Source organism: Chryseobacterium ginsengisoli (assembly GCF_039542325.1).
GTDB classification, from domain to species: Bacteria; Bacteroidota; Bacteroidia; order Flavobacteriales; family Weeksellaceae; genus Chryseobacterium; species Chryseobacterium ginsengisoli.
This window is the reverse complement of sequence record NZ_BAABHX010000010.1, coordinates 1-20,699: the sequence shown is the minus strand read 5'-3', so window position 1 is coordinate 20,699 and position 20,699 is coordinate 1. Positions and strand designations below refer to the sequence as shown.

Sequence of the window (20,699 nt, the reverse complement as noted above, 5' to 3'; positions counted from 1 at the left end):
AAATAAAAAACGCACCAAAATAAATTGATGCGCTTCGTTATTTCTTTAAAAAAGAAATTATTTTTTGTCTTTTGATCTCTGTAATACTTCATCAACCATTCCGAAATCTTTCGCTTCAGTTGAAGTCATCCAATAATCTCTGTCAGACGCTTTTTCTACCCATTCGTAAGTTTGTCCAGAATGATCTGAAATAATGTCATACAATTCTTTTTTCAACTTCAACATCTCTCTTAAGTTGATCTCCATGTCAGAAGCAACACCTTGTGCACCTCCTGAAGGTTGGTGAATCATAACTCTTGAGTGCTTCAAAGCAGAACGCTTGCCTTTTTCACCTGCAACCAATAATACAGCTCCCATTGAAGCCGCAATACCTGTACAGATTGTTGCTACGTCCGGCTTGATGATCTGCATTGTGTCATAAATTCCCAATCCTGCGTAAACACTTCCACCAGGAGAATTGATGTAAATCTGGATGTCTTTTGAAGGATCTGCACTTTCTAAGAACAAAAGCTGAGCAGTTACAATATTAGCAACCTGATCATCAATACCTGTTCCCAAGAAAATAATTCTATCCATCATCAAACGAGAGAAAACGTCCATCTGTGCAACGTTTAATCTTCTTTCTTCCATAATGTATGGTGTAAGACCTGTCGGACCATACATTCCCATATACTGATCGGTAGCTAAACCGCTATTTCCCAAGTGTTTTACAGAGAAGTCTCTGAAATCTTTTTTAATGTCCATATTTCTATTGTGTATATTAAATTTTACAAAGTGTAAATTACAACTTTTATTCCTAAAAATTTATAGGACTTTTTGTCATAGAATTATTTTCTTCTATTGGCATAGATTCCTTTAATAGGAGAATATTCGATGATTTCGCTCAATCGCATTGAAGCTTGTTTTAACAATGTTATTTTCTGTATCAGTTCAAAATATTTCGCCACATCAGAATCTCTGTATTGTTCCAGCTCTTTCGCAGTTTCTGTTATTAAATAATCGATATACCTGTATTTATGAAGCAAAACATCGCCTTTTACCTGCTCTGCAATTTTATCTCCATAATTTGGAGGAAATATATTTCTGGAAGCCCAATTTTCAAGATCATCCAAAGGAAGTAATGCATCCACAACTTTCGTAGTAATATCCTCATCCATGAAGGTCACAAAGAAATTTCCACTTCTCAGTTCATCATTCTGAATTCCTTCTTTTACCTGACTGATGATAATTTCGTTTCCTTTTACCAAAAATTCATATTGCTCTTCATCGAAATGATGCAGAATTTCTTCAATAACAGTGATTTGATATTCTTCATCTTTTTCATCTTTTCTCTTCAAAACAATATCGCCAAACATCAACATGTGATCCACCAATTTATTTTCCATAAACAAAACTTCAAATAAAAACGGATCGCCCTTCTCTTCATCCAAAGGCACAATTTCCATTTTTACAGGAGCCGCGTTTTCTTTTTGCTGCTGAACGTGCTGCGTCTGATTTTGATTAACCTGTCGCTGAACATCTAATTCATTAAACAAACTCTGCTCAGACAAACCAAATTTATTGGAAACCTGTTTAAGGTAAACCTCTCTTTTTAAAGCATTTTGAACAAAACCAACCGATTTTACAATATCTCGAATAGCCTCGGCTCTTTTTATAGGATCATCTCCAATGTCTTTTAAAAGGATTTCAGCTTTAAAATCAATAAAATCCATCGCTTGATTTTCGATGAATTTTTCAACATATTCCTGCGGATGTTTTCTTGCAAAAGAATCGGGATCGTCACCATCGGGAAACAGAAGAACACGAATGTTCATTCCTTCCGTCAACAGCATATCAATACTTCGGAAACTGGCTTTAATTCCTGCATTATCTCCGTCGAAAAGAATAGTTACGTTTTCGGTAAGTCTTTTTATTAACTTAATCTGTTCCGTCGTTAAGGAAGTTCCGGAGCTCGCAACAACGTTTTCAATTCCTGACATATGAAGTGAAATCACGTCCATATAACCTTCCACCAAAAGACAAATGTTTTTTCTCGAAATTGCCTGTTTACTTTGATTTAATCCGTAAAGAACATTTGATTTATGATAAATTTCTGTCTCCGGCGAATTGAGATATTTTGCCGTTTTGACATTATTTTTAAGAATTCTGGCTCCAAAACCAAGCACTCTTCCCGAAAAACTGTGTATTGGAAACATTACCCTTTCACGGAAACGGTCAATTCCGGCTGGTGAATTTTCAGGGAATATTGACAAGCCTGATTTCTCCAAAATTTCTTTTGAATATCCTTTTTCTAAAGCATATTCCGTAAAAGCATTTTTCTTTTCGGGAGAATATCCAAGCTGGAATTTTTTGATAATATCGTCACGAAGTTCACGTTCTTTGAAATAGGATAAACCAATTGCCTTTCCTTCCTCTACTTCCCAAAGAAAATTCTGAAAAAAGTCATTGGCAATTTCATGAATTTTATATAAAATATCCCTTTCCGACTGTGCATTTTTTGCTTCTTCGGAAAAGTCTTTCTGATCTTCTTCGATCTCAATTCCGTATTTTTTTGCGGCGTGACGAAGCGCTTCAGGATACGTGAAATTTTCGATTTCCATTAAAAAAGAAATCGCAGTTCCTCCTTTTCCTGTCGAGAAATCTTTCCAAATCTGTTTGCTTGGCGAAACCACAAAACTAGGTGATTTCTCATCATGGAACGGACTGAGTCCTTTATAATTAGACCCTGCCCTTTTCAACTGCACATATTCTCCAACGATCTCTTCTACCCTGATCGTTGAGAATATTTTATCTATGGTCTGTTTGGAAATCATGTTGCAAAAATAGGCATTTAATGTAAATTTTAGCATTGAAAACAGACTTCAAATCTTAAATCCTATAAATGACTTTATTTTAATTATTTTTGAAATAAAATTATAACCATTACCTTTTGATTATGAAATATTTCAGGCGGATTTTAATTATATCGTAGCAGTTTTAAAGCGAGAGCTGAATATTCTTATAATTTATATCTGAAGAATTTAAAGGACAAGAATTAATTTCTCATGGAAAATGGCAATTAAGTACATTTTAATCAATCCAATTTCAGTTTTAATTTTCATTCACAAACACTATTAAACATTCATTATTAAAAGATAAATCATACATTTGTGGGGTTGATTTAAATCATGTTATTTATTTTTATTAGTTCTAATTAAAAATAATATGTTTGTAGTAAATATACCCACTAAGCATGATTTTAAATCGATTTTTTAAAAAATTAACCGGAAATAGGTTAAGCCTGATCGGAGCTTTGGTTCTGTCAAGCTGGAATATTTCAAATGCGCAGATAGTTTCCTACTATTCTTTCGCACAAAGTCAGGGAACATATACTTCACTTTCAAATCCAACTAATATTGTAACAGCAACAGCGGTTTCAGGAACAGGATTTTTGGACGAAAATGTGTATACTTTAGATAATGTGATTCCTTTTTCATTTCCTTTTAACGGAACAAGTTTTAATTCTGTAAAAGTTTATGCAAACGGATTTATTAGCTTTGGAACGACAGCAACTTCCACTTCTGATCCAATAAGTTCAGGAAATGCTTATTCAGGAGTGATTTCTCCTTTAGCGGCAGATCTTTCTTCTTTTTATAATATCAACGGAGTATCAAGTTCTATCGATTATTCGGTTGTAGGAAGTGCTCCAAACCGAGAATTTGTGGTACAATGGAGCCATTTCAGACCTTACTCATCTTCTCAGAGCTCTTCGGCTTATCACGACTGGAATTTTCAGGCAAGACTTCATGAAAACGGAAGCATAAAATATGTTTACAACATGACTGCCGTTGGAAATCCGACTGCAACAAATACAAAAGTAGGATTAAGAGGTACAACAAGCAGCGACTACACCAACAGAACTGCATCAGGAAATGCAACAAGCAATTGGAGCAATTCTACTCAGGGAACGAGCTCATCCAGTGGAATCGCGAGCAATTACAGCTATCTTCCTTCGCAGGGTCTGACTTTCACATGGACTGCGCCAACTGCTTGTACAACGCCATCTTCGCAACCTTCCAATTTAAATTTAACCAATACAGGAATTATCATTAACGGAAGTTTCACACCGAGTTCTCCTGCAGCGGATAAATATTTGATTTTAAGAAACCTAAACGGAACGACGCCAATTGCGCCTGTCAACGGAACAATTTATTCGACGGGAGAAAATGTTTCATTAAACAGTTATGTAGCTTATTACGGTGCCAATACAACATTTGAAAACAATTACAACCACGGAATTAAAGGAAATAATCAATATACTTACACCATTTATTCGGTCAATTCAAACTGTACAAATGGACCTTTGTATAATGTGCAAAATCCATTGACAAGTTCTATCACAAACTGTCCGATTACGGTAAATGGGATTGCAGCTTCAAACATAACATCAAATTCTTTCAATATTAGTTGGTCTGCTTCTGAAAACGGAAATGCAAATCCTATCAATACGATTATTGAAGTAGCAATAGACAGCAATTTTACAAATCAGATTACGGGTTCTCCATTTACTTTGAGCACTTCTTCCACTTCCCAGAATATCACAGGAATTCAGCCGAATACACAATATTTTATCAGAGGAAAAAATGTAAGTACGCAATGCCAAAGTGCTTATTCGAGTACAGCGAGTTTGTATACAGCCTGTGTTCCTACAACAACGCTTAGTGAAAATTTTGATGCGGTAACAGGAACAAACCTTCCAAACTGTTGGGGAAAAATTCTAACATCGAATAACAGTTCAATTCCTACCATCAGTTTAACAACAACTGATACTTTTTCTGCACCGAACAACATCAGTTTTTACGGAAACGGAGCAACAATGACAGACGCAGCTACAAAAGTTATTTTGGTAAGCCCTGAATTAACAAACTTAAATGCAGGAACTCACAGATTAAGAATTAAAGCAAGAAGAACTTCTGCAGATACAAAACTTCAGATCGTTGCATTAACAGGAAACACAGCTTCTGCAAACGTAGATATTATTGAAACGATTCCTCTTACAACCACTTATCAGGAATATACGGTTTATTTAAACGGTTATACAGGTTTTGGAAACTATTTGGGAATCAGAAGAGTGGACGGAAGTTCATATTCATATATGTATGTAGATGATGTGATTTGGGAGCCAATTCCGTCTTGTCCGGAACTTTCTTCACTTACTTTAAATTCTGTAAGTTATAACGGAGCCAATATTTCGTGGACGAATGTTGCCAATCAACAACCTGCAAGCGGATACGAATATATTGTGACAACAACGAATACTCCTCCTGCAAACACAGCAACTTTTGTAAATTTAGCTTCAGGAACAAATTCAGTAAATCTTTCGTCACTTACAAACGGAACGTATTATTTCTGGATCAGAAGATTGTGTTCTTCAACAGAAAAAAGCCCTTGGAAATCTGTTACATTCACGACAATTCCCACTACTCCGGCTCCTTGGAAAGAAGAATTTTTAACATCAACTTTTCCTCAAGGCTGGGTAAACGGAGGAAATCCTTTCACACTAGGAACAGCAAGAGGAGCAACAGGAAATGGAAATTCTGCAACGAATCTATATAAAAATCTATACGGAAGCCTTTCAACAGGATCTTTCAATACTATTGCAGTAGGACCTTTAACTACAAATACTTATGAATTAAGTTTCTATTATAAGCAAAGTAACTACAACAGTCCTTACGCAGCATTAACAGATTGGGGAAATTTTGATGTACAGATCTCAACTGACTTCGGAACAACTTGGACAACAGTCGGAACTGTGAATAACGAAGCCGGAACAGGAAATTATATTAAAAAAACATATTCTCTTTCAGGATATCAAGGTCAGTTTGTGCAGGTAAAAATCGTTGCTAACAGAACTGCAGGAGATTTCGATCTTTCATTTGATAATTTCGAAATTAAAGACACTGTAATTCTTGCAACAAACGAAGTTTCAAAAGATAACATTAAAATTTATCCAAATCCTACAACTTCTTTTGTAAAAATTGATTCTAAAGAAAAAGTAAGATCATTTGAACTTTATAATATTTCAGGACAATTGATCAGCAAAGGAGGTCAGGTTCAGGAAATATCTTTGGAAAGCTTTAATTCAGGACTTTATATTCTTAAAGTAACACTGGAAAATAATCAGACTTTCACACAGAAAGTGATTAAAAAATAATCGTCTATCATATCTATTGTGAAAACCGGTTGGAGAATTTTCTTCAGCCGGTTTTGTTTTAATTACTATAAAAAATTTAACGTAAATAATTATCTTTGCTTAAAAATGCAGTTCACTATTTATCATATTGACGACTGGCAAAACATCGCAGAAACCGTCATTTCACAATTACAGCACAATATTCTTTTATTAAAGGGAAATCTAGGCGCAGGAAAAACCACTTTTACACAATTTTTACTTAAAAATTTAGGAAGTACAGATGAGGTTAATTCGCCTACCTATTCAATTGTTAATGAATACAATACACCGAAAGGAAAAATTTATCACTTTGATCTTTACCGTTTAAAAAATATAGAAGAAGTTTATGATATTGGTATTGAAGAATATCTCGACAACGCTTTTCTTTGTATTATTGAATGGCCGGAAGTGTATGAAGAAGAACTTTACGGACTTAAGTTCCACGAAATGAGCATTCTTAACACAGGAGAAAACAGAGAGATTTCATTCGAGTAAATATTATGTATCTTTGCTCTTGAATTTGAATGTAAAATAACTATCTGTAAGAACCTAATTTAAATGTAAGGATGAGTACTACAAATATTTTTACTCCTTTTACCGAAGAGGAACTGATGCCGAAAGAAGAAAAACTGGAGGTCATTAAAAAAGGAAAACAATTCAGCATAGGAATCCCTAAAGAAACCAGCCTGAATGAAAGAAGAGCTTGCATTACACCTGATGCAGTACAGGTTTTGATAGAACATGGGCACGAAATCATTATAGAATCGGGAGCCGGACAAGGTTCATTTTTTTCAGATTTGTTGTATTCTGAATCAGGAGCGAAAATTACAAACGATCCAAAAGAAGCTTTCGGGCAGGATTTAATTTTAAAAGTAAACCCTCCTACAGAAGAAGAAATCGATTATATGAAACCAAATACTTATCTGGTTTCAGCGCTTCAGATTAACTTAAGGGATAAAGATTATTTTCTAAAACTTGCAGAGAAAAAAGTCAACGCCATCGCATTCGAATTCATTGTTGATGAATATAAACAACTCGCTCTGGTAAGATTGATAGGCGAAATCGCAGGAACAGTTTCAGTTCTTTACGCTTCCGAACTATTAGCTTTATCGAACGGTTTGATGTTAGGCGGAATCACAGGAGTAAGACCTGCAGAAGTTGTCATTTTAGGAGCAGGAATCGTCGGAGAATTTGCCACAAAAGCGGCTATAGGTTTAGGAGCAAGTGTAAGAGTTTTTGATAATTCACTTTCAAAATTAAGAAGACTTCATACTTTGGTTGACAGCCGAGTTCCTACTTCGATCATCGATCCTAAAGAACTAAAAAAAGCACTCAGAAGAGCTGATGTTGTTATCGGAGCACTTCCAAGATTAAATATGACACCAATCGTGACCGAAGAAATGGTTGTGAAAATGAAAAAAGGCAGTGTCATCATCGATATTACCATCGATAACGGAAAAGTAATCGAAACTTCCGAGCTTACAACAATGGAAGATCCTTACATCATCAAACACGGTGTAATCCATTGCGGACTTCCGAATCTTACTTCAAGAATGCCGAGAACAACGACAAAAGCTATCTCCAATTTCTTTTTATCCTACATTTTAAACTATGACGAAGAAGGCGGTTTCGAAAACATGCTGGTTCGCAAAAATGAAATGAAACAGAGTCTTTACATGTATAAAGGCAGACACACAAAGAAAATCATCTGCGACCGTTTCGGACTTACTTATCATGATATCAATCTTTTAATTTTCTAATGAAAAAACTCAAATTCTTTGCAATCGGTCTTGTTCCGGGACTTATCATTGTATTTTTTGTATTAAATAAAAAAGGTGCAAGCTGCAGCGGTTATCTTCCAAACAGCCGTGTTATTGCAGAAACCCTGTCTAAAGATTTTAAGTATTCTGAAAGTTTTAAAACAGAAATGAATACATTAAAAATCAACGAAAAATTCTTAAAAGACAGCATCATTACCAAAGGAAAAGTAGATTTTGATAAAAGTCACGCGCAGAAAAAACCTTGTCCTGATTACGTTTTGATTTATCCTGAAAACAATCCGACTTACGAAATTACTTACGAAAAATGTGAGGAGACGGTAACGTTGAATTCTTTGAAGAAATTGAAATAATTTCAAGCAATGGAAGGCAATTACTACATGATTCAAGATTATCTGATATTCATTGGAGTATTTGCTATTTTCTTTTTTTTAACGGTAAGCATTTATTTATTTAGCCAAAATCAGAAATTCAAGATAAAAAATGCCAGAATTTCAGAAGCTAACAAAATAATTCAGCAAAGATTAAACGAAGTTCAGCTTGAACATATTGGTACAAAACTGAATCCACATTTATTCAAAAATATTTTAAATTCCGTTCAGTCACATGCTTATCAAACATACATGTCACTGGATAAACTGGCAAATGTTTTAGATTATATTTTATACGAAAGCAACAACAAATTTGTAAGTCCAAAAGAAGAATTAAATTTCGCTTTAAGTCTTATTGAGATTAATAAAATTAAGATAAATCCACTTTTTGATTTTAGAATTAAGTCGAAGATTGATAAATCAGACGAAATTTACGAAGAAAAAGTTTTTGCTCCGTTAATTTCTGTTGATCTGATTGAAAATGCTTTTAAACATACGGATTTTCTGGCACAGGATTCATTTATTTCCATCCAAATGGAGTTAGAAGACAGGATTTTCATTATGAAGGTCAGCAACAAAGCTTCATTAAAAAATATTCTGGAAAAAGAGAAAAGCGGTTTCGGAAGTCAGTCTTTAGATCAACGATTGAAGATGATTTACAATAATTATTATTCGCTTCAAAAAAGTTCAAAAAACGGTATCTTCACGGCAGAATTAACAATCAATTTAGGAGAATTCTATGATAAAATGCGTTATTCTTGATGACGAATTACTGGCAATCAGCTATTTAAAACTTCTGTGCGAACAAATTGACAACGTGGAAGTTGTAAAAGCTTTTAATGATCCTAAAATATTTTTAAACGAAATTGAAAATATTGACTGTAACGTCTGTATTTTAGACATCGAAATGCCTGGAATGAACGGTTTACAGGTTGCCGAGCTTATCTCTGGTTCCAAGAAAATTATCTTCACTACCGCTTACAAAGAATATGCAGCAGAAGCATTTGACCTAAATGTTGTCGATTACGTGAGAAAACCTATCAAAAAAGAAAGATTAACCCAAGCTTTCGAAAAAGCAACGGAATTACTTCAAAAATCAAACAAAAAAGATTTCATCGAGTGGAATACCAACATCGGTAAAACCGTGATTTTTACAGAACAAATTGCTTATATCAAAACTTCTGAGATCGACAGCCGCGACAAAGATATTATCCTGAATGACGGAACAAGCATTGTTTTGAAGAATCTAAACTTTAAAAACCTTCTGGAAATGCTTCCTGCAAAAGATTTTGCGCAGGTAAATAAAAAAGAGATCATTGCTCTATCTTCCATTAAAATATTTTCAACCAACGAAATTATTACAACCATTCCTACAGAAAACGAGAATTTTTTAAAGTTACATATCGGAGAAGCTTATAAAAATTCATTAATGGAAATGTTTGGAAAATAGATCTTTCAAAGGTTTTCGGTTTCATTACAAAATTCATCGCCTTTATTACATCCATCCTTTTTAAAACATTTGGTCAACGTATTTTTGCACCTGAATAAATGATTTATAATGAAAAAACTTCTTTATGCAGGCGGAATTCTCATATCCGGACTTTGCTTTTCTCAGGAAACAGATTCGAAAATTAAGGCATCTTTTTTTGATGGAATTGCAGTTGCCGGATATGTGGATCATGGAGCTTTTATCAACTTTACAGGACCGAATATCAGCTACAAAAACAAGGATCTGAAATTCATTTTGGGAATGCTTCCTTCGCTCAGAATCAAAGAAGATAAATCTGAAGGAACAAAAAACAGCGCGATCATGCCAAATCTTGGAGCGGGTTTAACGGTGGTTTACAAAAAAATCGCATTACAGGTTCCGTTTTACTACAACACCAAAACTTCTGTACAAAACGGAGCATGGAAAATGGGAATCGGACTTGGATATTCTTTCAGGTAGATTTTCGTTACATTATTTGTCACATTGATTACATTTTAGAAATAAACATATTTATCATAATTATATTCTTATCAACTTTGCAAAAACTTAGGGATTATGAACTTGGGGAAATATAAAAATATCATTTTTTACATCAGTACAATTGCATTTTTTTCATGCTTAATGTATTGGTTTTTTATTGAAGGAAAAACATTGGAAATAGGAGAAAATATTGCTCCAAGTAAAGCTACAGGATCTACAATGTGGGAGAATTTTGTCGATTCATTTCTGACGAATCTTCATCATCCTTTGGCGCTTCTTCTCGCTCAGATTGTTACCATCATTATGGTGGCGAAGCTTTTTGGGTGGATTTGTGTAAAGCTTAAACAGCCTTCAGTAATTGGCGAAATGATTGCAGGTATTGTTTTAGGACCATCACTTTTCGGTTTGTATTTTCCTGAACTTTCGGCATTTATCTTTCCAAAAGAATCGCTCCCGAATTTGCAGTTTTTAAGTCAGATTGGGTTAATACTTTTCATGTATATCGTAGGAATGGAGCTGGATCTAAGTGTTTTAAGAAAAAAGGCACACGATGCAGTTGTGATCAGTCACGCAAGTATTATTATTCCTTTTGCTTTAGGTGTAGGACTTTCTTATTTTATTTATAAAGAATTTGCTCCGGACGGAATTCAATTCAGTTCGTTTGCTCTGTTTATAGCGATTGCTATGAGTATTACTGCATTTCCTGTTTTGGCTAGAATTGTTCAGGAAAGAAACCTTCACAAAACAAAAATAGGCACCGTTGTAATTACCTGTGCTGCTGCAGATGACATTACAGCTTGGTGTATTTTGGCAGCAGTTATTGCTGTTGTAAAAGCTGGATCTTTTTCGGGGTCGGTTTTTGTTATTTTGATGGCAATTCTTTATGTTTTCATTATGATAAAAGCGGTAAGACCATTCCTGATCAGAATTGCAGAATCTCAAAAAGGAAAAGGTTTCATCAGCAAAGCATTGGTTGCCGTATTTTTCTTAATATTGATTATCTCATCATACGCAACAGAAGTTATCGGAATTCATGCACTTTTCGGGGCATTTATGGCAGGTGCGATCATGCCTGATAATGTAAAATTCAGAAATCTTTTTATTGAAAAAATCGAAGATGTGGCGTTGGTTTTATTACTTCCTCTTTTCTTTGTATTTACAGGATTAAGAACTCAAATCGGATTATTAAATGATCCTCATCTTTGGAAAATAGGAGGATTTATAATCTTAACTGCCGTTACAGGAAAATTTGTGGGAAGCGCACTTGCAGCAAAATTTTTAAAATTAAGCTGGAAAGACAGTCTTACCATTGGAGCATTGATGAATACAAGAGGTCTTACGGAACTTATTGTTTTAAATATCGGCTATGATTTGGGAGTTTTAGGACCTGAATTATTCGCAATGCTCGTTATAATGGCACTTTTTACAACTTTCATGACGGGACCTTGCCTTGATCTTATTAATTATCTTTTTAAAGGAAAAAAATCAATGATAGAAGATGATCAGGATGATGATAATGACGCAAAATATCGAGTTCTTGTATCTTTCGAAACCGCAAAATCCGGAAGTACACTGTTGAAACTTGCGAATAACCTTACTCATAAAATGAACGGAAATAAAAGCGTGACAGCAATGAATATTGCTCCTGTAGACGAACTTCACGCCTTTGATATAGATGATTTTGAAAAAGAACAGTTCAAAAATGTTATTGAAACTTCGCATGAGCTTAAGCTTGAAGTCACTACCCTTTTCAAGGCTTCGACGGATGTCGAAAATGACCTTACAAATATTACCAACAAAGGAAATTACGACCTTCTTTTGATCATGCTTGGAAAATCGATGTATGAAGGAAGTTTATTGGGAAGATTATTAGGTTTTACCACAAAGATCATTAATCCTGAAAAACTGTTAAACACCGTAAAAGGAAAAGGAAATATTTTCAACAACTCTCCTTTCGACGATGCGACGTTGCAGGTTTTAGATAAAGCAACGATTCCTGTCGGAGTTTTGGTCGAAAAAAACTTTACTTCTGCGGACAGAGTTTTTGTTCCTATATTTAATTTAAGTGATTTTTATTTGCTTGAATATGCGAAAAGACTGATCAATAATAACAATTCTCAAATCATAATTCTGGACGTTGCAGGACAGATCAGAAATAATATTGAGGTAAAAGAACTCATCAGAAGTATCGAACAAGTTGCACCAAACCATATCACCCTATATAACGAGAAAAAAATCGAGAAAGAATTTCTTAATTCTCAGGATTTAATGTTGATCAGCAGCAAAAGCTGGAAAAACCTGATCGACACGAAAAGCCTTTGGTTATCGGATATTCCTTCGACATTGATTATCTCAAACCCATAATGAAATTTGTTTTTAGAAAGAGTGGATTGTGAATTTTGTAAATCAGGTGAAACATCAAATTTTATTCGACAATACGTTAATTTCACATTCAAAAAAATTAAACCTGGCTGCGAAATTCACTTTTCACTTTTTATTTCAATTAAAAAAAAATTCATACCTTCGTTTGGTGATTACAAACAACAAAGCATATTATTACGGAATTTTTAACTCAAAAATGGGATAAGGATTTCTTATATAGATAACATCAACCTCGTCCTTGGGCGGGGTTTTTTATTTTAAAAATTAAGAAGATGAAAATAAGTATTATAGGTGTAGGATTAATTGGTGGTTCGATTGCATTAAAATTAAGAAAAAAAGGAATCGCAGATTTCATCTATGGAATTGATAACAGCAATGAACATCTGAACGAAGCATTAGAATTAAAAATAATCGACGCAAAAGTAGATCTCGAATACGGAATCAAAAATTCTGATTTAATTATTCTTGCCATTCCTGTAGATGCCGCGAGAAAATTATTACCAAATGTATTGGATTTAATTTCAGACAATCAAACTGTAATGGATGCAGGATCTACGAAAGCAGGAATCGTAAATGCGGTAAAAGATCATCCGAAAAGATCAAGATTTGTAGCTTTCCACCCGATGTGGGGAACCGAAAACAATGGTCCGAAATCGGCTGTTTCAGAAAGTTTTTCAGGAAAAGCTGGAGTGATCTGCAATAAAGAAGAATCTGCAGACGATGCCTTACAATTGGTTGAGAAAATCGTTGAAAGTTTAGACATGCATTTGATTTACATGAATGCAGAAGATCATGATGTTCACACGGCTTACATTTCGCATATTTCACATATTACATCTTACGCTTTAGCCAACACAGTTCTGGAAAAAGAGCGCGAAGAAGAAACGATTTTCCAATTGGCGAGTTCGGGTTTTTCAAGCACTGTTCGTTTGGCAAAGTCTCATCCCGAAATGTGGGTTCCGATCTTTAAACAAAATAAAGAAAACGTTCTGGATGTTTTGAATGAACATATCGCGCAGTTAAGAAAATTCAAAGCAGCTTTGGAAAAAGAAAATTTTGAATATTTGGGAGAGCTGATTTCTAATGCGAATAAAATAAGAGGAATTTTGGACAAATAATCACATTTTATTATTTTGAATCCAGTGTACTAGAGCAAAAATGTAGTGCACTGGAATAAAAACCAAGAGTACTAAAGTAAAAATGCAGTAAACTACAATAAAAAACTACTGCACTGAGACAAAAACAGACTGTACTATTATGAAATTGTAGTACAGTAGACCTAAAATATAGTGTACTCTGATAGACACTTAGGAAAGTAAAACAAATCCCTAATACAATAGATAAAAATGTTAAAAAGTGAAATAAATAAAAACAATATTATATATTTATCCCCGTTATTTTTTAAAATAAAACACTATGGGAATACAAAAAGAAGAGTATGTACCGATCGCGGATGCATTACTAAGAAGTCTAACTAGAGATCTGGACATCTTCCAATCAGAAAATCATTTGTTCAATTCTGCTTATCTGTCAGCAATGCAAAATAAAACAGATGAGGTAAGAGCAAAAGAAACCGGGGATGCCGTGCTTGTACAGCAAAAACAGACCACTCAGGATCTCTATTTATTGGGAAATGAATTGAATAAACCAATAAAGCTTCTGAATTTGGTATTAAGTAAAGCGAATGTAAAAACTACCTTGGCAAGTGATGTTCTAAGGAAAATCAGGAAACGAAATTTCGAAGGAGCTTTACTGTCACTTAAGTCATTGAAACAGGTAATTTCTGCACAATCTGCCTTATTGATTGCAAACGGTATGAAAGCAGATACCGAAACAATGCTGGAAAATGCATTTAATAATATAACGGCTAAAAGCAATGAGCAGACAGGTTTCCAACAGCAGCGTAAAGCATTTACTTCTGCCAATAAAGATCTGTATAAGGAGCTGTATGTTTATGTAAGTGAAGTTGCAAAAATGGGAAAAATTATATTTCAGGGGGAGCAGAAAGCTTCGGAATATACAATTGACAACCTTATTGCAATGGTGCATGTAACGCGAGGAAACGGTAAAGAAGATTCTAAAGGAGGAACGCCTTCTTAATAGAATTTAATATTTTCTATGTTTAAAAATTTGTAGAAAATATAAGAGAAGATTATAATTTTATATATCTTCGCCGAAGATTTTAACGAAAAAATATAAAGCATTGGCTTTCTTGTCTTGGTAAACTGGTAATTTTCATAGCAACAAGAATAATCAATGTCTACGCTTGGCGTGGGCTTGTTTATTTGTTGCTAGGTATACCAGTACCTCCAAGACAGTAGATATAGTTCCACGCTTTCTTATTTTTTAAATAATTTTTCCAACCTAAAGTAAAAAAACTGCATCTGTATATAATACGACACAGTTTGTCGTCTATGCGGATTAATTTTGCCAAATAGGGGAAAAAATTAACGGTAATATTTTTTAATAATAAAAACTAAAAAAACAAAACCATGATCAACACAAATGATTTTCGGATAATTTCCATCAGCAACAATAACAATTCTTTAAGAATGGGGTCTCCCCTATTTTCTAACGAAAAACTCTTCATAATTTCGGACACAAATAATAACTAAAAACTTAACACTAAGAATGAAAAGACTCTATGTAACTGCACTTTCCATGTGCACGGTTCTGAGTATTCACGCTCAGGAAACACAGGTGGTCTGGCAAAAGGACATCAAATCCTCAACGCAGGATTTCCTTTCCCAGGTCACCACAACAATTGACGGACAGTATTTAATTACAGGCAGCAGTATTCAAAGCAGTACGCTTCAGGCAGCAGGCAGTAAGCAGAATAATGGTTACGATTTCCATTTGGTCAAACTGAATCAACAAGGCGATGAAGTCTGGGAGAAATACTTCTCGGGAAAGAACCATGATTTTCTTTCGGCAACGATAAATACACAGGAAGGAGGATTTTTACTTGCCGGAACTTCCTATTCGGGGAAAGGATTGGATAAAAAGGAAGAATCCAAAGGCGGTTCTGACATTTGGCTCATCAGAATTAACGAATTCGGGGATGAACTGTGGCAGAAAACGATTGGCTCTACAGGTGATGAAGAAGCAAGAAGCGTGATCCAAACGACCGATTTCGGATATTTTGTTGCGGGAAACACCACCCTTCGAGAGCCTCAGGGTTCAAAAGGATTTGGTTCCAAAGATGTTTTGATTGTAAGACTGGATAAGAACGGGAAAGAATTATCTCAGATTGTTTTAGGTGGAAAAGGACTCGATGAAGTTGAGAAAATGATCCCTACAAAAGACGGAGGAGCTTTATTGGGAGTTTATTCAAGAAGCAATGCAGATGGTTCAAAGAAAACTGACAATTACGGAGAAGGCGATTACTGGATCATCAAGCTTTCTAAAGACGGCAAAGTAGAATGGGAAAAGAACTTTGGAGGTAAAGGAGATGATCATTTGAGAACACTGGCTTTAACTTCAACGGGATATTTAATCGGAGGAGAATCAAGATCGGAAAGATCGGGAAACAAAACCGCTGGCATTGAAGAAGGTACTGATCTTTGGTTAATTTCTTTGAATGAAAGAGGTGAAGAAATCTGGCAGAAATCTTATAACTTCAAAAACAGGGACGTTTTAATGGGAATGAGTGTGATTCACAATCCGTCAACCAACAACAATCAACCATCAACCAAAGGCATTTTACTGGGTGGTTACACTCAGGCAGAAGGAAGAATTGAGACTGATGATGAAACTTTCTGGATGCTTTATCTGGATCAGAATGGTAATGAACAGTGGAGAAAACATGTGAAAGGAGAATCAAGGAAACGTGAAGAAAGGCTTTCTGATATTAAACTGAACAGAGACGGTTCGATTATTCTTGCCGGAACAAGTACAGAAGAACTCGGAAAAGAGAACTGGAAGATTGTAAAACTGGGAGATAAACAACTCGATCAGCTGATCGAGAAACAGGATATTAAGATCTATCCGAATCCGGTATCGGATTATACTTACGTAGAAATTGGTTTTGATTTTAAGGATGCTGAAATTATAATGTATGACATGGGAGGAAGGCAGCTGCAGAGTTTGAAAACCAAGAATAAGATAATAAAGATGAATACCCAAAATTTGATTCAGGGAGCTTATCTGATTGTTATTAAAACGGATACGAATAAAACTGCGAATGCGAAATTGATTAAGAAATAAACAAATATATCATGATTAATAAAAAAATTTTACTTCTATTTACACTAATTGTAATCAGTAGTAAAGCACAACAAAATCAAAATAGTTCTTATTATTTTGAAGGTTTGCCTAAATCACCTTCGGCGAAACTTTTTATGAAATATGGAGATGATAATAATTCTGAATATACAGGAGCAAATAGCCCACTAATACCATTATTTAACTTAGAAGAAGGAGATATAAAAGTCCCTCTAATATTAAAATATATTTCAGGAAATGGAATTAAGGTTAGAGATGAAGCCTCAAATGTTGGATTAGGGTGGGGAATGCCTTTGGCGAATATTTCACAAGAAGTATTAGGCGGTTATGATGATTTATTTTTTGATAGAAAAGTTAAACTTAATTTTTTATATGATTCTACGCCTCCGGTAATCAGAAATTGGTTTGCTGTCTGTGAGAATACTGCTGTTCCTTCACAGTATATGACAGAACCTAATGAAGATAAACTTACATTTTTCAAAATAAATTGGAATCTATTACCAGTAGATGGATCTTTCAAAAATTATAATACCAGTATTACAGATTATGATACATCCCCAGATATTTTTACATGTAATCTGTTTGGTGAAAAATTAATTTTCGTAACCTCTAATTTTCAAACAATTAATCCGACTCAAACATTTAATCCAACATTTGAATGTTTAAATAAAAAAGGATATAAAATTAGTTTTAATACTACAGACTTTTTTGTGATCACAGATACTCGGGGTATCAAGTATTACTTTGGCAAAACTGAAACTTATAGCACTTCTGGTACAGGAACGGTTTTTGGAAGCAATGCAAGTAGCAGAAATTATGTAATAACCAAAATCGTTGATAAAAACAATAGAAATGTAAACTTCACCTATGATGAAGTGACAAACGTGTCAACTATTCCATTTTATGCACAAAGTTTGAATTATACTCAATCATATGATAGCTACAATACAAGTTTTAATAGTTTCCCTCCCAACAGTATTGACCCTTCCACATGTAACCTTTATACTGGGAGTCAGGGAGATGAATTTAAATTAGGAGATGGTACTCAAAGTTTGGCTCCTTATGGAGCAAATATCCCTGCAAATACTTTTTTTGTACCAAGTGCCTACACGAATGGTTTCACATATGATAAATTACTGATAATAAAAGAAATAAGTGGAGATTTTGGGAAAGTAAACTTTAATTATTCGAGTAGAGTAGATTACACTGATAACAAGAAACTAGACAATGTTACTGTCACAGCTCCTTTATCGAATGTAGTAAAAAATATTGTCTTCAATTACTCATATTTTAATTCTCAAAATAGTATTACCCTGCGTGATCAAAAACCATTATTAAATATAATCAACAGCTATCCCACCTCAATTACACAAGATTATTTATCTAAAAGATTAAAATTAGATGCCGTGATAATTGATGGTAATGAGCAATATTTTTTTAAATATAATTCCACACCAATAGTTGATAAAGATTCATTTGCTGTAGATTATTGGGGGTATTATAATGGTGGTATTACAAATAAGACACTTTTTGCAAATCCTAATGATTTTAATAATACAGGAATTCCTCTAAACGATAAAAATAATAATTTAAAAACGGCAAACATTAACTACATGAAAGCAGGTATTCTAGAAAAAATAATATATCCTACAAAAGGGTATTCGGTTTTTAATTATGAACTTAATGGGGGGGAGAACCTTTTCTATAATAATGATTTTTCTACTACAATCAATAGTGGTAATGGGCTAAGAATTAAGGAGCAAATTAATTATGACAATAATGATAATATTAGTGATAAAACAGTCTACGAATATGGAGGGGGAATAGCCATAAACCCACTCGACCTTTTTAAAAAGTATCAATATAAATTTGCATCAGGAATAGGTGGTACTGCGAGTATTAATCGTTTTAATTTAGTATTATCAACTCTGGCTGTTTCTGATATTACCGCATCTCCATTATCCTCTGGAAATTTTATAGGTTATTCGATGGTAACCAAAAAGAAATTAGATAATATAAATAATTCAACAGGAAAAATAATTACCACATTTTATAATAATCCAGATATTAGTTTTCAATATAAAGATGATAATATTCCTTTATACATGCCCAATAGAGCTTCTAAGGCTCCGGAGAATGGTTTAATTAAAAATGTTAAAATATATGATTCCTCCGATAATTTAATTAAAGAAACAATAAATACATACGATTATAAATATTCTAAATTCTTTTATGGATCATCAGTGATCCTAAGTAATTCCGCGAGAAAAGGAAATCCATGTGCCTTTCCTGGTGATTGTACTAATAAAATATTAGCAGATCACCCAATTGCAGTTTTTGGGTATTATCCCATTTATTCAAAGGAAAGTTTACTTGCTAATACTCAGACTAAAGAATACTTTAATGGAGCAGAGATGTTTACTAATACAGATTATGCTTATAACGGATATAATTTCTTAAGTCAGAAGTCAACTTTAATGCCAACAGCCACTCAAATATCGGAATCTTATTCTTATTCGTCACTTATTCCTAGATTTTCACAAGCTAATATCTTATCAAATAATATTGATAAAAAGATTTATAAAAACGGTAAAGAAATTTTCCATGAAAGCACTCAATTTGATAATATAAGCCATTTCAATCCTACATCAAAATCTATATATGATCTTCAAAGTGGTAATGCTTCAACAGAAGTAACTTTTGATAAATATGATACAAAAGGAAATATTCAACAGTATACTTCAAAAGATGGTGTTGCTACTACGATAATTTGGGGCTATAACCAAACTAAACCCATAGCCAAAATAGAAGGAGCACAATTGACTGATATTTCAACTTCTTTAATTACGGATATTGTTAATGCTTCAGATGTTGATAATTCGGCACCTCTTTTATCAGATGAATCTTTATTCTTATTAATCTTAGATAATTTTAGAAAAGATACTTCTTTATCAAAATATTTAATAACTACGTATACTTATGATCCATTAATAGGAGTAAGAAGTATTACACCTCCTTCGGGGATAAGAGAAAATTACAAGTATGATTCCTCAAATAGACTTGAGAAGATTATTGACGTTAATAATACTTTGTTGAAAGAATTTAAATATAATTACACGCCTATGGTATTTAAGAATTCGACCCAAAGCCAACCGTTTGTTAGAAATAATTGTGGTTCAGGTGCTATAGGTGGAGCTTATACATACACTGTGCCTGCGGAGCAATATACTTCTACGATCAGTATGGTAGATGCTGAACAGCAAGCGCTTAATGATATTACTATTAATGGGCAAAATGCAGCGAATATATATGGAACCTGTACTCCTTTTACTTGTAATCTTTCTTTCAATACATCAATTGGCATAAGTGGAGGAGGAAATGTTTCAGTTCAATCCAACCCTTATTATAAAATAACTTTTGGTTTTTCTTCTGGATCAAACTCAACTAACCTACCTTGGACGACAACAGGAGTTAAAATAGCCACTATAAACGGAAGTTGTTTACCGACAACAGAATATTCTGGCTATAATGGACAGGTATACTATACAATTAAAACAAATGGAGATATTATTTTAAGGTCACAGTCAACAGCTCCAGCTAATAATACCTCTTATAATTATGAAATCATTTTCCCTATAAACTAAAAACGATGAAAAAGATATTAATCCCCATAGGAACTTTGCTTATATCAGGTTTGGTTCACGCTCAGCTGAGTTCCACAGAAAATTATATCCAAAGCAGGACTTATTTAGAGCCTGTCACCA

Annotated in this window: 14 protein-coding genes; 12 read left to right on the top strand and 2 right to left on the bottom strand. The window is 33.9% G+C overall.

Annotated features, from left to right (window positions below):
- Positions 1 to 57: 57 nt before the first annotated feature.
- Entirely contained in the window at positions 58 to 744 is a 687-nt protein-coding gene (gene clpP, locus ABD940_RS21255; protein ID WP_345208303.1) for an ATP-dependent Clp endopeptidase proteolytic subunit ClpP, read from the bottom strand.
- An 83-nt stretch (positions 745 to 827) separates the two neighbouring features.
- The gene (gene dnaG / locus ABD940_RS21250) at positions 828 to 2,813 is read right to left on the bottom strand and encodes a DNA primase (RefSeq protein ID WP_345208301.1); all 1,986 of its coding nucleotides are present in this window, start codon (positions 2,811 to 2,813) and stop codon (positions 828 to 830) included.
- Between the two features lie 419 nt (positions 2,814 to 3,232).
- On the opposite strand from dnaG, the gene ABD940_RS21245 reads away from it, so the two are divergent.
- The 12 genes from ABD940_RS21245 to ABD940_RS21190 all read left to right on the top strand — a co-directional run bounded on the left by ABD940_RS21245 (position 3,233) and on the right by ABD940_RS21190 (position 20,579).
- Positions 3,233 to 6,193: a T9SS type A sorting domain-containing protein gene (locus ABD940_RS21245; protein WP_345208299.1), complete on the top strand. Its 2,961-nt coding sequence runs from the start codon at positions 3,233 to 3,235 to the stop codon at positions 6,191 to 6,193.
- 105 nt (positions 6,194 to 6,298) lie between these two features.
- Positions 6,299 to 6,706 (top strand): tRNA (adenosine(37)-N6)-threonylcarbamoyltransferase complex ATPase subunit type 1 TsaE, encoded by a 408-nt coding sequence (tsaE, locus tag ABD940_RS21240; protein ID WP_345208297.1) that lies wholly within the window; start codon positions 6,299 to 6,301, stop codon positions 6,704 to 6,706.
- Between the two features lie 71 nt (positions 6,707 to 6,777).
- Complete coding sequence (locus ABD940_RS21235; protein ID WP_345208295.1) at positions 6,778 to 7,971, top strand: alanine dehydrogenase; 1,194 nt, start codon at positions 6,778 to 6,780, stop codon at positions 7,969 to 7,971.
- On the top strand, positions 7,971 to 8,342 hold the full coding sequence (locus tag ABD940_RS21230; protein ID WP_345208293.1) for a hypothetical protein: 372 nt from the start codon (positions 7,971 to 7,973) through the stop codon (positions 8,340 to 8,342). Before ABD940_RS21235 ends, ABD940_RS21230 begins: the two co-directional genes overlap by 1 nt.
- Positions 8,343 to 8,351: 9 nt before the next feature.
- Positions 8,352 to 9,122: a histidine kinase gene (locus ABD940_RS21225; RefSeq protein ID WP_345208291.1), complete on the top strand. Its 771-nt coding sequence runs from the start codon at positions 8,352 to 8,354 to the stop codon at positions 9,120 to 9,122.
- Positions 9,100 to 9,810, top strand: a complete 711-nt coding sequence (locus ABD940_RS21220) for a LytR/AlgR family response regulator transcription factor (RefSeq protein ID WP_345208289.1) — start codon at positions 9,100 to 9,102, stop codon at positions 9,808 to 9,810. Before ABD940_RS21225 ends, ABD940_RS21220 begins: the two co-directional genes overlap by 23 nt.
- A 108-nt stretch (positions 9,811 to 9,918) precedes the next feature.
- Positions 9,919 to 10,308 carry a hypothetical protein gene (locus ABD940_RS21215; RefSeq protein ID WP_345208287.1) on the top strand — a complete coding sequence of 130 codons (390 nt, stop codon included), beginning with the start codon at positions 9,919 to 9,921 and terminating at the stop codon, positions 10,306 to 10,308.
- Positions 10,309 to 10,404: 96 nt separating this feature from the next.
- Entirely contained in the window at positions 10,405 to 12,693 is a 2,289-nt protein-coding gene (locus ABD940_RS21210) for a cation:proton antiporter (RefSeq protein ID WP_345208285.1), read from the top strand.
- A gap of 290 nt (positions 12,694 to 12,983) precedes the next feature.
- Entirely contained in the window at positions 12,984 to 13,829 is an 846-nt protein-coding gene (locus ABD940_RS21205) for a prephenate dehydrogenase (RefSeq protein ID WP_345208283.1), read from the top strand.
- A gap of 298 nt (positions 13,830 to 14,127) precedes the next feature.
- The gene (locus ABD940_RS21200; protein ID WP_345208281.1) at positions 14,128 to 14,811 is read left to right on the top strand and encodes a hypothetical protein; all 684 of its coding nucleotides are present in this window, start codon (positions 14,128 to 14,130) and stop codon (positions 14,809 to 14,811) included.
- A 531-nt stretch (positions 14,812 to 15,342) separates the two neighbouring features.
- Positions 15,343 to 16,917, top strand: a complete 1,575-nt coding sequence (locus tag ABD940_RS21195; RefSeq protein WP_345208279.1) for a T9SS type A sorting domain-containing protein — start codon at positions 15,343 to 15,345, stop codon at positions 16,915 to 16,917.
- 11 nt (positions 16,918 to 16,928) lie between these two features.
- On the top strand, positions 16,929 to 20,579 hold the full coding sequence (locus ABD940_RS21190) for a DUF5977 domain-containing protein (RefSeq protein WP_345208277.1): 3,651 nt from the start codon (positions 16,929 to 16,931) through the stop codon (positions 20,577 to 20,579).
- Positions 20,580 to 20,699 lie beyond the last annotated feature (120 nt).